The sequence below is a fragment of the Paenibacillus sp. J22FR21 genome (assembly GCF_056269135.1).
This window is the reverse complement of sequence record NZ_JBWDNJ010000018.1, coordinates 24,092-36,953: the sequence shown is the minus strand read 5'-3', so window position 1 is coordinate 36,953 and position 12,862 is coordinate 24,092. Positions and strand designations below refer to the sequence as shown.

General features: G+C 50.4%; 10 protein-coding genes. 7 read left to right on the top strand and 3 right to left on the bottom strand.

The features are described from left to right. On the top strand, positions 1–1,821 hold a 1,821-nt coding region (locus AC0YNS_RS31375; RefSeq protein WP_475784790.1), incomplete at its 5' end, for an Ig-like domain-containing protein. 437 nt (positions 1,822–2,258) lie between these two features. Here AC0YNS_RS31375 and AC0YNS_RS31370 read toward each other — a convergent pair. Next, entirely contained in the window at positions 2,259–4,034 is a 1,776-nt protein-coding gene (locus AC0YNS_RS31370; RefSeq protein WP_475784789.1) for an ABC transporter ATP-binding protein, read from the bottom strand. Further along, on the bottom strand, positions 4,027–5,799 hold the full coding sequence (locus AC0YNS_RS31365; protein ID WP_475784788.1) for an ABC transporter ATP-binding protein: 1,773 nt from the start codon (positions 5,797–5,799) through the stop codon (positions 4,027–4,029). Before AC0YNS_RS31365 ends, AC0YNS_RS31370 begins: the two co-directional genes overlap by 8 nt. A 406-nt stretch (positions 5,800–6,205) precedes the next feature. Here AC0YNS_RS31365 and AC0YNS_RS31360 point away from each other — a divergent pair, with 406 nt between their 5' ends. Genes AC0YNS_RS31360 through AC0YNS_RS31350 form a run of 3 tightly spaced genes read left to right on the top strand, consistent with a single transcriptional unit; the run spans position 6,206 to position 9,812 of the window. Continuing rightward, positions 6,206–6,943: a hypothetical protein gene (locus tag AC0YNS_RS31360; protein WP_475784787.1), complete on the top strand. Its 738-nt coding sequence runs from the start codon at positions 6,206–6,208 to the stop codon at positions 6,941–6,943. Between the two features lie 11 nt (positions 6,944–6,954). Next, positions 6,955–8,643 (top strand): vWA domain-containing protein, encoded by a 1,689-nt coding sequence (locus AC0YNS_RS31355; RefSeq protein ID WP_475784786.1) that lies wholly within the window; start codon positions 6,955–6,957, stop codon positions 8,641–8,643. A gap of 29 nt (positions 8,644–8,672) precedes the next feature. Beyond that, on the top strand, positions 8,673–9,812 hold the full coding sequence (locus AC0YNS_RS31350) for a toxic anion resistance protein (RefSeq protein WP_475784785.1): 1,140 nt from the start codon (positions 8,673–8,675) through the stop codon (positions 9,810–9,812). 70 nt (positions 9,813–9,882) lie between these two features. On the opposite strand, the gene AC0YNS_RS31345 is transcribed toward AC0YNS_RS31350, so the two are convergent. Continuing rightward, complete coding sequence (locus AC0YNS_RS31345; protein ID WP_475784784.1) at positions 9,883–10,440, bottom strand: helix-turn-helix domain-containing protein; 558 nt, start codon at positions 10,438–10,440, stop codon at positions 9,883–9,885. 157 nt (positions 10,441–10,597) lie between these two features. On the opposite strand from AC0YNS_RS31345, the gene AC0YNS_RS31340 reads away from it, so the two are divergent. From AC0YNS_RS31340 to AC0YNS_RS31330, 3 genes are all read left to right on the top strand, one after another. Further along, positions 10,598–11,242: an alpha/beta hydrolase gene (locus AC0YNS_RS31340; RefSeq protein WP_475784783.1), complete on the top strand. Its 645-nt coding sequence runs from the start codon at positions 10,598–10,600 to the stop codon at positions 11,240–11,242. 45 nt (positions 11,243–11,287) lie between these two features. After that, a complete protein-coding gene (locus AC0YNS_RS31335; RefSeq protein ID WP_475784782.1) occupies positions 11,288–12,064 on the top strand; it encodes a DODA-type extradiol aromatic ring-opening family dioxygenase in 777 nt (258 codons plus the stop codon). Positions 12,065–12,284: 220 nt separating this feature from the next. After that, entirely contained in the window at positions 12,285–12,824 is a 540-nt protein-coding gene (locus AC0YNS_RS31330; protein WP_475784781.1) for a YkvA family protein, read from the top strand. The last annotated feature ends 38 nt before the right edge of the window (positions 12,825–12,862 follow it).

Sequence of the window (12,862 nt, the reverse complement as noted above, 5' to 3'; positions counted from 1 at the left end):
GTAACGCCGCCAGACGTAACACCACCGGCAGCACCGACAGTGAACGCAGTGGACAGCGATGACCTCGTCATCACAGGTACAGCGGAAGCAGGTTCTACGGTAACGGTAAAAGCAGGCGGAACAACGCTGGGATCGGCAACAGCAACAGGAGGCACGTTCTCCATCACGCTGACAGCAGCTCTACCAACAGCAACAGAGCTTGAGGTAACAGCAACGGATGCAGCAAGCAATGTAAGCACAGCAACACAAATTACGGTTACAGAGGCAACAGTAGTAACGCCGCCAGACGTAACACCACCGGCAGCACCGACGGTGAACGCAGTGGACAGCGATGACCTCGTCATCACAGGTACAGCGGAAGCAGGTTCCACGGTAACGGTAAAAGCAGGCGGAACAACGCTGGGATCGGCAACAGCAACAGGAGGCACGTTCTCCATCACGCTGACAGCAGCTCTACCAACAGCTACAGAGCTTGAGGTAACAGCAACGGATGCAGCAAGCAATGTAAGTACAGCAACACATATTACGGTTACAGAAGCAACAGTTGTAACGCCGCCAGACGTAACACCACCGGCAGCACCGATGGTGAACGTAGTGGACAGCGATGACCTCGTCATCACAGGTACAGCGGAAGCAGGTTCTACGGTAACGGTAAAAGCAGGCGGAACAACGCTGGGATCGGCAACAGCAACAGGAGGCACGTTCTCCATCACGCTGACAGCAGCTCTACCAACAGCTACACAGCTTGAGGTAACGGCAACGGATGCAGCAAGCAATGTAAGCACGGCTACGCGTGTAACGGTGACAGCAGCTCCAACTGGTACACAACCGACAACGCCAATCGACACTACGGTGATCTCGACAGATGGGACACTGACACTTCCTTCAGGCCAATCTGGGAAGGTTAGCTTTGAAGATGCGGTTACAATCGCTATTCCGGCTGGTTCAACAGCCAATAACCTGAAACTAACAATAGACAAAGTGTTGAACACTCAAAATTTAGTTTCAGATGAAGATGTTCTAGCCAGCCCAGTCTTCGAGATTCTGAAGAATTTCTCGGAGAACTTCAGTAAGTCCATCACGCTCACGTTTGCTTTTGATCCGACCAAATTGAGTGGCGATGAGAAGGTAGCGGTCTTCTATTACGACGAAGTGAAGAAGGAATGGGTCAAAGTTGGCGGTGTCCAAATCAACGCAAACCACATCTCCGTAGAGGTCAATCACTTTACGAAATATGCGGTATTCGTTGTTAATCAGAAACCAACGGATCCAACACCAACAATTAAATTCAGCGATATCTCCGGGCATTGGGCTGAAGCTAATATCAAGAAGGCGGTAACCAGCGGAATCGTTAACGGTTACCAAGACGGTACGTTTAAGCCTGGCAAAACCGTCACGCGCGCTGAGTTCGCAGTCATGCTGATGAATGCATTGAAGCCGCAAGAAGCAGGAGCAAAGCTTACGTTCACGGATCATGCGAAAATCGGAACTTGGGCGCAGAAAGCAGTTGCTCAAGCGGTACAAGCAGGTATTATTACAGGTTATGCAGATGGCAGCTTCCGCCCAGACGCACAAATATCTCGTGCTGAGATGGCAGCGATGATCGCGAAGGCAATGGGTCAGACTACTGAAGAAGTTGCAACAACCGGCTTCTCGGATGACAAGGCTATTCCGGCGTGGGCGAAGTCCGGCGTTGCGTTTGTGAAGCAAGCAGGCATTGTGCAAGGCAAGGGCAATAACGAATTCGCCCCGGCAGACCATGCAACAAGAGCAGAAGCTGTAACGGTTCTGCTCAACATGCTGGCACAGATGAGCGAGTAAGTAGTGTAATTATTAAAAGGTCACCTAGCATGCGGCGGAACACGCCGCAACAAGGGTGGCCTTTTTTTCAAATGCGTGAGAAGTAATTTACCGATTGTTGCGCGAAAAGCAACATTTCTCCCATTACAGTAGCGAAACTTCGCAAATGCTGCGCGAAAGGCAACATCTTCTTAAATGTCGGGCTTTAAAGGTCATCTGGAGCCGAAATGTTGCATAACGCGCAGCATATCCACACTCACAGCCGAAAGCTGCAACTTTTGTTGCACGAAAAGCAACATTCCACAATCGAGCGAGCACCCGCATCATAAAAGGCCCATACCTATAACTTTCATGCGAGCTGCCTGCCTGCATAAATACGATCCTCCTCAACAAACAAGCCCCCGAACCTCTCTACGAGGATCGGGGGCTTGCCTTTTCGCCGATGGAGGCTACAACGCTTAAGCCTCCATCTTTTGCGCTGAATACAGCTTGTAATACCGGCCGCGCCGCGCGAGCAGCTCATCGTGCGAGCCGCTTTCGGCGATGCCTTTGTCGGCGACATACATGATGCGGTCGCAGTTCTTCACCGTGGAGAGGCGATGCGCGATGATGAACGACGTGCGTCCCTTCAGCAATTCGTTCAAGCCCATCTGCACCAGACGCTCTGTCTGCGCATCGATGGACGAAGTCGCCTCATCGAGAATGAGTATGCGCGGGTTCGCCAGCAGCGTGCGAGCGAAGGAGATGAGCTGCCGCTGACCTTGTGAGAGCTTCGAGCCGCGCTCGTTCACCTCGGTCATATAGCCCTTCTCGAACTCGCGGATAAATTCATCCGCGCAGACGGCCTTAGCGGCAGCGATAACTTCTTCCTCGGTAGCATCGAGCTTGCCGTAGCGGATGTTATCCAGAATCGTGCCGGAGAAGATGAAGCTGTCCTGCAGCATGATCCCCATCTGACTGCGCAGCGATTTAAGCTTGATTTGCGCAATATCATGGCCGTCAATGCGAATCTGTCCGCCTGTTATGTTGTAGAAACGCGAGATCAGATTGACTACTGTCGTCTTGCCTGCACCTGTCGGACCGACGAGCGCGATGCTTTCGCCTGCTTTGACATCGAACGAAAGGTTCTGCAGGATGTTGTGCCCCGGATCGTAAGCGAAGGTCACATCATCGAAGGTAACCCTCCCTTGGATAGGCGGCAATTCCTTCGCATCCTTGACGTCGCTGACGGTCACCGGTTCATCCAGCGTCTCGAAGATACGCTCCAAGTAGGCGACGGAGTTGATGAAGCTGTTGTACAAGTTCGAGATATTAAGGATAGGCTGCCAGAAGCGCGACGCGTAGCTGCTCATCGCGAGGATGACGCCGAACGTCACCTCTTCCGGACCGAGTGCCAGCAAACCTACGAAGTAGATGGCTGTCGTGACCGTCGTCGCCAGGTTATCTACCGAGAAAGGGACGAGGAAGTTGAGATACATCGTTCTCATCCACGCACTGCGGTAGTTGGTGGACAGCCGGGTGAAGATGCCTTCATTATGCTGCTCACGAGTGAAGATCTGCGTAACGCGAATGCCGCTGATGCTCTCCTGCAAGTAAGCATTCAAGTTGGAGCTTTTGTTCGATACCGACTGCCACGCACGGCGCTGCTTAGTCTTGATCAGCATGATGACGCCAAGGAAGACGGGCAGACCGCCCAGAATGACAAAAGATAACTTCACATCAACAGCGAACATAAAGATGGCAATGAAGAGCAGATTCATAATTTCAAGGATTAAGTTAATGATCCCGTTGGATAGCACATCCGACACGGAGTTGACGTAGTTGACGACCCGTATGAGAATTTTGCCCTGTGGGCGATCGTCATAATATTGGAACGGCAGCTCCTGCAGGTGCTTGAACAAGTCCGTCCGGATATCGAAGATAATATCCTGCCCGACACTCGTCATCATACGCGAACGAATCGTGGCCAAGATAACGCTGACGACGATGGTGGCCAGTGTAAGCAGCGACCAGAAGACAAGCCCTTGACGATCCTTAGCGGGAATCGTCACGTCGACGACATGCTGCATAATGAGAGGCGCGGAGAGCGCGATACCGGCTGACAAAGCGCTAAGTACAAACGCGATAATCATCGGCTTCTGCTGCCTTCTGATGTAGACCAGTGCACGCCGGAAATGTCGGATATTAAACGGTGACTCCAAATTCTCATCCATATCGAACTTATTTCTAGCCATGAGCGATCGCCCCCCTTCCGATGCCTTCGATCTGCAGCTTGAATACGTCGTAATAGTAACCGCGCTTAGCTAGAAGCTCGGCGTGCGTGCCTTCTTCAATGACACGTCCATTGTCCAAAATAAGAATGCGGTCAGCTTGCGACGTCGTGGATACCCGCTGGGCGATAATGATCTTCGTACAAGGGAAGTCCAGCTCGCGCAGACTCTTCTGGATATGCTCTTCCGTCTCTAAATCGACTGCAGATGTAGTATCGTCGAGAATCAGGATTGGAGGCTGAACGGCCAAAGCCCGAGCCAAGGCGATACGCTGCTTCTGACCGCCGGACAATCCGACGCCGCGTTCACCGACGACGGTATTGTAGCCTTCCGGCATTTTGCGAATGAAATCTTGGGCAGCGGCAAGCTCGGCGAACTTGAAGACATCCTCTTCCGGTATATCCGGATTGCTGTAAGCAATGTTGCCGTCGATCGTATCGGAGAACAGCAGGACATCCTGTGTTGCGATGCCGATATTGCCGCGCAGCTCGTCCAGCTCAAGCTTACGCACATCCTTGCCGTCTACCAAGACGCGGCCCTTCGTAATGTCATAGAAGCGTGGGATGAGGTTGATTAGCGTCGTTTTCCCGGATCCCGTAGCACCCATGATGGCGATTGTCTCACCGGGCTCGATCGTGAAGTTAATGTCTTCCAGCACCGTCACATTGTCATACTTAAAGCTCACATGCTCGAACTGAATGCGGCCGTTATAACGCCGCTTAACCGTGCTGCTGTTGTGATTGTTGACGATTTCCGGATGAGCGTAATAGACTTCAATGATCTTGGTAAGGCTCGCGAAGAAACGCTGAATATCGTTAATAATGATACCAATGCTGCGCATCGGGTTGGATAGTCCCCATACGAGCGCGGAGAAAGCCGAGAATTCCCCGAATGTAATCCGCCCGTTCATGACGAACAGACCTCCTGCCAGCATCAGAATAACGCTGAATCCCTGAGAGAAGATCTCCAAGTAGGGGAAATAGTCCAGCCAAACCAAGGCAGCCTTCTTATTGGCCTTGGAGTAGTTCACGCTTTTCTCCGTGAATTTGTTGATTTCGAACTCCTCGCGCGCGAACGCTTTGACCACGCGATTACCCGCGATATTTTCCTGCGTCGTCGTATTCAGCTGTGAGAGGCGCTCCCTAAGATCCACATACATCGGACGTACGCGTCTGGCGAATATGAAGGCTACAATCCCAATCGGAGGCGACAGGATGAGCAGCCACCAAGTCAGCTCTTCGTCGATATAGAAGAAATACGCCACAGCCGCAATAAATACCGTTAGCGATTCGATGATCGTTTTGATAATCCACGCCAAGGAATGCCGGACCATCTCGAGGTCACCTGTCATCTTGGTCATGAGATCCCCGGTACGATTGCGATCGTAGTACTTCATGTCCTGACCCTGAATCTTGTTGTACAGGTAGATCCGGACGCGATAAAGCATGTTCTGCGAAGCTCGTTCATACAGCAAGGTCGTAAAATAGGACAGACCCGTGCGAAGCAAGGAAAACCCGATCATGCCCAAGCAAAGGCCGATCAGCAGCGCTCGTTTGTCGGTCAGATTACTTGCTGCATCATTGCCAGCGATGAAGAGATCGACAATTCGCTGTCCGATGTAAGGATTAATAATGGTGAGCGAGGAGCCCACCACCGACAGGCATAAAGCGATAATATAACGCGCTCGATCACCTATCAGATTGTGCCAAAGCCACTTGAATTGAAACATGTGATCACCGACTTCTGTAAGTTTCTAGATTTTGAGGTTCCGAATATCGCCTTCATTTCGATAGGGCTGTTCTCCGGTCAAAAAAACTATGGAAATTATAACACAAATAGTTGGAAATCAAGTGAAAAAATTATTCGTTTTGGGACTCTCTGTCAGTATGTGAGTTATCCAGGAAGCGAATGCATACGCCATTCTTATGGAAAATTTTAAGTAATGACCAAGGATAATGGAAGAAAATGTCGAAATAGAACAACTTGTCGAGCTTCGCGACTTCTTGTCCGAATGGGCGAAATGAGCGATGTTGAAACTACGCGCCTGATCTTCCGTAATCCAGATTAAGGAAACGGAAATATGTTGCGATCAAGCCGCGTACATTGGAATGAACCTGGATGGAGGAGCATGGTCGATGGGAACTAAATTCGTGAAACTGCTGGGTATGATCGTGGTCATCGCGGCTGTGAATATTGCGGTATTTTCGCCCGGCTTTATGGGTGCCAAGATCGGGGAGCGTCCGTTCGAATCGGCTCTCGGCGTTACTTTGCTTCTGGCGAGCGGCATCGCGCTGCTCTATGGTAGCTACACGCTGCTGTTTAAGCAGCCGGAGACGACGCCTGTCAAGCAGCTGCGAACGCGAGAAGACTTCGAGGAGGCGCTCATGCGGTATAGACGAGTGAAAGTGCTTCAGGAGGATATGGTTTATGCCCTGGATCAGATGGAGCGGATGAATAAGAGGCAGGACACCTTGCTGAACGTGCTCGGGCAGCGATTCGATCCGAATGAACTCAGCTACAAGAAGTTCGCTTCTGTGACCCGGGAGGTTGAGAAATTATTTTACCTGAATGTAAGAAGTATCTTGAATCGGCTGCATGTGTTCGATGAATCGGAGCTTCAGCATGCCGGTGGAGACCGCAAGCCTTCCCGGATATCCCCGGAGCTTCTCCAAGTAAGAACAGGGATCGTCAATGAACAGCTGACATTCGTTAAGCAATCGCTGGAGTCGAACGAAGAGATGTTGATCAAGCTGGATAAGCTGCTGCTTGAAATTTCGCGCTTGGACAGCTTCGAGCCGAGTGAGATCGATCAGATGCCATGCATGCAAGAGATCGATTCGTTAATCAAGCAGACTAAATATTACAAACAGTGAGAGGTGCGGTTATGTCCAAACAGAGCAAGTTTTTGGTGATATCGATTTTGATCTTGGGTCTCGTATTCGTCCTCGTGTATTACGGCATCAATCTGACCTCGAACTTAGGGAAGTCCAAAGCGGAAGTCACTTCCGAGAACGCCGGCAAGCAGCTAAGCAATTTGTACGAAGATATTTCCGTAACGACCGCGGAGCCGGTGAAAGGGCAGATCGATCTGGATCCCATCGACGTCGCCGCTTCGCTGCCGGACATCTCCAAGTTCCCGATTGCGGTGAACAACACGTCCAATCAATTCGTTGAAATCTTCTCCTCCACAGAGAAATCGGGAACCGGCGTTGACGGCTGGTTAACCGAAGTCGCAACGGAATTCAATCATGCAGGAATCGAAGTGAATGGCCAGCCCGCATCTGTGAAAATCCGCAACATCGCCTCTGGGACGGCGACTGATTATATTAAGACCGGCAAATATGTTCCGGACGCGTTCACGCCATCTAACGAACTATGGGGCAAAATGGCGGAAGCCAGCGGAGTCAAGACGCAGCTTATCGCACCGCGACTCGTCGGCAATGTTCCGGGTATCGTCATTGCCAAGGCCAAGTACGATGCATTGGTCGATAAATACGGCTCGGTCAATGTCAAAACCGTTACCGAAGCCATTGCGAACAATGAGTTCTCGATGGGGTATACCGATCCTTTTGCCAGCTCAACCGGACTTAACTTTCTCGTAACGGCACTTCATACCTTCGATAATGCCAATAGCTTGAGCGATAAAGCGGTTCAAGGGTTCGAGAAGTTTCAAGCGAACGTGCCGTTCATCGCTTCTACTACCTTACAGATGCGAGACGCAGCCAAGTCGGGCATGCTGGACGGTTTCGTGCTTGAATACCAGACCTTCGTCAACGCCGCGGAATTGAAGAGCGGCTATGTATTTACGCCGTTCGGTGTTCGACATGACAGTCCGTTATTCGCTCTGGGGGACCTTCCGCAAGAGAAAATCGACATCATCAAGAAATTCGCGGAATTCGTGACGCAAGACAAATACCAGCAGATGGCGAAGGACAAAGGGTTCAACCAGCTTGAAGAGTACAAATCCGAGCTGGCTGTCATGGACGGCGCAACGCTGACTTCCGCTCAGAAGCTGTGGAAAGAGAAGAAGAACGGAAGTAAACCGATATCGGCCGTCTTCGTAACCGATATCTCCGGAAGTATGGACGGCGAGCCGCTCGCCCGCCTCAAGGAATCGCTGCTTAAAGGGCAGAAGTATCTCGGCCGTGATAACAGCATCGGACTCGTCTCGTACTCCAGCGACGTATCCATCGATGTGCCGATCGGCAAATACGACGCGATTCAGCAATCGTTGTTCGTTGGAGCCGTGAACAATCTGCAATCCGGCGGTGGAACGGCGACCTTCGATGGCATCATCGTCGCGCTCAAGATGCTGCAAGACCAATTGCTCGTCAACCCGAATATGAAACCCGTTATTTTCGTCCTAAGCGATGGGGAAACGAACGAAGGCCATTCGCTCAACGATATCAAAGAGCTGGTCGAAATCTACAAAGTTCCGATCTACACCATCGGCTACAATGCCAACATCAAAGCGCTTCAAAGCATATCGAGCATTAACGAGGCGGCAAGCATCAACGCCGATACAGATGACGTTGTTTACAAGATCGGCAACCTTCTCAACGTTCAAATGTAATGGAATGCCCAACCTAAAGGAGGAATTCGATGTCATTCTCGATGGAAGTCGCCAGCCCGGAGCAAATTAAGCAGGTAATCGAACAAGAAGTTAAGCCGGTCCCCGAAGAGATCGCCAAACTCAAGGAAATCGCAGATAACAACGTATCCACAATCATGGCTTTAGACACGGAATCGCTCGAGAAGCGCAAGGAGATTCTCACGTCCATCGACGCATTCGGGCTGAACACGATGAAATCATCCTCAGATAAGAACTCGCTGCTCCAAGTGTCAGTCGGCAATCTCTCGAAGACGGGCGATGACGGCGGGCAAGTTGCCAAAGGGTTATCCGAGCTTCATACGCAGCTGAAGGATTTGGACCCGAGTGTCGTGGATTTTGCGAAGACGGGATTTCTGGGCAAGTTATTTAATCCGTTACGCGCGTACTTTCTCAAATATCAGAAGGCCGATGCGGTTATCGCCGACATCGTGGTCTCCTTGGATAAAGGGAAAATGACGCTCAAGAACGACAATACGACGCTCGAGATCGAGCAGCAGACGCTTCGCGAGTTGACCAAGAAGCTTCAGAAAGAAATTCAGCTTGGCATGTTGATGGATGAATCCATCGCCACGCAAATCGCTGAAGCGACAGCTCGTAATGAAGATCCCGACAAGATTCGTTTTATTACGGAAGAAGTCTTGTTCCCCTTGCGCCAGCGCGTCATGGACCTGCAGCAGATGCTAGTCGTCAATCAGCAGGGAATCATGGCAATCGAAGTCGTCATCCGCAACAACAAGGAGCTTATTCGCGGTGTTGACCGAGCGAAGAATGTGACCATATCGGCACTGCGAATTTCCGTTACGGTCGCCAGCGCCCTCTATAATCAGAAGATCGTATTGAAGAAGATTGAACTGTTGAACCAAACGACAAACGAGTTAATCGCCGGCACTTCTCGTATGCTGAAGGAGCAAGGAGCAGAGATTCACAAGCAGGCGCTTAATGCGAGCATCTCCGTAGACACGCTGAAGCAAGCATTCACGGATGTCCTTGCTGCGCTGGATTCGATCAGCACTTACAAGAAGGAAGCTCTCCCCAAAATGCGCGAAACAATCGGTCAATTCCGTGACCTGGCAGACGAAGGCGAGAAGCAAATTCAGCGGCTGGAGAAGGGGCAGAAGCTCGGGATTTAATACAAAATAAGAGGCTATCCTCAAGGTCGAGTTTGCGACCGGAGGATGAGCCTCTTTTTGTGTGCGTGTGCTATAGATACTCCTGTTCCAAATCCTCTTCCGACCCGGTGTACACGGAGATGAGGACGATGCTGATACCATCGCTGACATTGGTTACTCTATGGGGAGTAGAGGCGTTCCAGCTGAAGGAGTCGCCTGCTTCCAGGACGGCGGAATCTTCCCCTTGCTCGGCGATGATTTTCCCTTGGATGACGAGATGCGACTCTTCACCTTTATGGGCATGTGGCGCTGCTCCTGTTGAGGCGCCGGGCGGAAGTTCAACGAGCATCATACGCATCCCTCTAGTCGAGCTTAGGTGCTCGACCTTCAGCTTCTCCAGGCCGCTTGTGGTCACGTTGCGTTCATCTTTGCGGACGATCGTCATGCGTTCGTCCTTCTTCATGAGCAAATAGGTTAGGGGTACGTTTAGCGCCGCAGCGATGTTATCCAGCGTTGATATCGAAGGAGACGTTTTATTCGTTTCGACTTGGCTCATGAAACCTTGCGACAAACCGGTTTCTTCACATATTTGGGCGATCGTGATGTTCTTGCGTTTGCGTATTGCGCGAATGGTGGAACCGATGTCCATCAGGATCACCTGCCTATAAATATTAGTAATACCGAACATAATTACATATTATCAATAAATTCATTGACATACTAGTGGGGTGGAGTTATATTAGCCATATAAAAATTAATTCTTTATTACTAATATTCCAGCGAGCTTGATTGGGAGGTTGTTTATAGTGAACGTGGCTTATGAATATGATATCCATCTACCGCCTAACAGCGATCCAACCAAGAGATACCCGGCTATCATCACCCTTCACGGTAAGGGCTCCAATGAACAGAACATGCATGGCCTGGTGGCTCCATTGTCGGGTGATTTTATCATCATCAACATTCGGGGAGACCTTCGTTTAGGCGCAGGCTACCAATATTACGAGCTGAAGGGATTGGGCAATCCGATTCGCGAAACTTTCGACCTTGCGGTTCATCAGTTAGAAGCGTTCATCCACTACGCGACGGAGAAATATCCGATTGACCCAGCGGGGCGGTACTTACTCGGCTTCAGCCAAGGCGCGATTCTATCCATGACGCTTGCGCTGACAATGGGTAAGCAATTGAAAGGAATCGTAGCCTTGAACGGCTATGTTCCGGAGTTCGTGAAGACGGAATACGAGCTGCAGTCTGTAGATCAAGTGTCTGTCTTTATCTCACATGGGGAGTTTGATTCCATATTCCCGGTTCAGATCGGGAAGGACAACGCGGCGTATTTTCAACAATTAACGCCGAACTGCACGTTCAAGATCTATCCGACGGATCATGGCGTATCGGAAGAGAATCAACGAGACTTCGTCAGCTGGCTTCAAGCGGATGCTGGGCGATAATCGAAACAAAACGAATCAAAACAACCGAAGGAGTGAACAAATATTATGCTGCCATCTTATTTCATTGCTCATGGAGCACCGTCTCTTGTACTCGAACAGCATGACTATACCGAGTTTCTGAAGCAGTTTGCCGCTGCGCTGCCATCCAAACCAAGAGCTATCGTGATTTTCTCGGCGCATTGGGAGAACAGAACGCAAACGGTCAGTACCGTGGATACGTACTCCACTATTTATGATTTTTCCGGATTTCAAGATGAACTATACAAGGTGACTTACCCTGCTAATGGCGATCTTACGATCAGTGAGGAAATTTCGCAGCTATTCGAGAAGAATGGCATTCCGAGCGTCATGGATTCGGAGAGAGGACTGGATCACGGGGCATGGGCGGTGCTGAAGCTGATGTATCCTGCCGCGGATATTCCGGTTATTGCCTTGTCCGTCAACCGGTATCTGTCCAATGAGCAGCAGTATCAAATCGGAAAAGCTTTGGCAGCGTTACGGGAGCAAGACATTCTGGTCCTTGGCAGCGGGGGGATCGTTCATAATCTGCGGATGTTGAATTGGCGCGGAGGAAATACACCGGAGGAATGGGCTGTCACCTTCGACAAATGGATTCAAGATAAGCTGGAGAACTGGGACCTAGAAGCATTGTTCAATTACGAGACACTAGCTCCTTATGCCAAGGAAGCCGTTCCGACGAATGAGCATTTCATTCCGCTGCTTCTTGCGATGGGGGCCGGCGACAACAACAGGCAAGCGAAGCTGCTGCATCGCAGCTACCAGCTGGGCACGTTAAGCTTGAACTGCTGGGAGTTCAATTGAAATAGACCTCTGCATATGGCATATGCAGAGGTTTTTTGTATCATAAATGAAGTTCCGCACATGCGGAAGCCGATCGGCGTTTGCATGGCCGGTGCGGATGAATTCGATCCTTATAAGGACTAGGATTACGTGTAAACACAATGGGGTAATAGGGATTGTTGTCAACAATGGTTGTACGATGCCAATATCCTAAAATCACCTTTCACAAGGAGGGGCTACCATGCAAATGAACGTTGAGTGCTCGAATTGTGGCCGCAAGAATCAAGTAGATACATGGAAAGTGAAAACTGCTCTTTGTGAATCATGCAAGGAACAGCTGGTCGACGATGATGTGATTCCGGCTGCATTCTCCGATGAAGAGATTGCGTCAGCAGTCGAGGCAGCTCCACCTGGTGTTGCAATCGAGGAAGTCGAAACGGACAAGTATATTTCCAGAATCGGTGATCATGAAGAGCAAGTCAACTATGTGAACAAGGGTTTCTGGTCCAAAGTGAAGAAATATGCGGCAAAAGTGCCTTTCTCCCACGAAGCCGTATCGATGTATTATTGCGCGATGGACCCGGCTACACCGACAGCTGCGAAAGTGACAGCAATCGGCGCACTGGCATACTTCATACTTCCGATCGACGTCATTCCTGACTTCATTCCCGTCGCAGGTTTTGCAGATGATGGAACAGCGGTATATATCGCCTATAAAGCGATAACCATTCATATCACGGAAGATCATCGTGCGAAGGCTGCGCAGTTTTTTGCGGAATAAGTTGGAGGAGCGGTTGTGTACTGTTTACAGCGTAGTTC

Bases quoted from the DNA above. Each gene is read 5' to 3' on its own strand.
- AC0YNS_RS31370 (WP_475784789.1), bottom strand. From the start codon at position 4,034: ATGGCTAGAAATAAGTTCGATATGGATGAGAATTTGGAGTCACCGTTT.
- AC0YNS_RS31365 (WP_475784788.1), bottom strand. From the start codon at position 5,799: ATGTTTCAATTCAAGTGGCTTTGGCACAATCTGATAGGTGATCGAGCG.
- AC0YNS_RS31360 (WP_475784787.1), top strand. From the start codon at position 6,206: ATGGGAACTAAATTCGTGAAACTGCTGGGTATGATCGTGGTCATCGCG.
- AC0YNS_RS31355 (WP_475784786.1), top strand. From the start codon at position 6,955: ATGTCCAAACAGAGCAAGTTTTTGGTGATATCGATTTTGATCTTGGGT.
- AC0YNS_RS31350 (WP_475784785.1), top strand. From the start codon at position 8,673: ATGTCATTCTCGATGGAAGTCGCCAGCCCGGAGCAAATTAAGCAGGTA.
- AC0YNS_RS31345 (WP_475784784.1), bottom strand. From the start codon at position 10,440: ATGGACATCGGTTCCACCATTCGCGCAATACGCAAACGCAAGAACATC.
- AC0YNS_RS31335 (WP_475784782.1), top strand. From the start codon at position 11,288: ATGCTGCCATCTTATTTCATTGCTCATGGAGCACCGTCTCTTGTACTC.
- AC0YNS_RS31330 (WP_475784781.1), top strand. From the start codon at position 12,285: ATGCAAATGAACGTTGAGTGCTCGAATTGTGGCCGCAAGAATCAAGTA.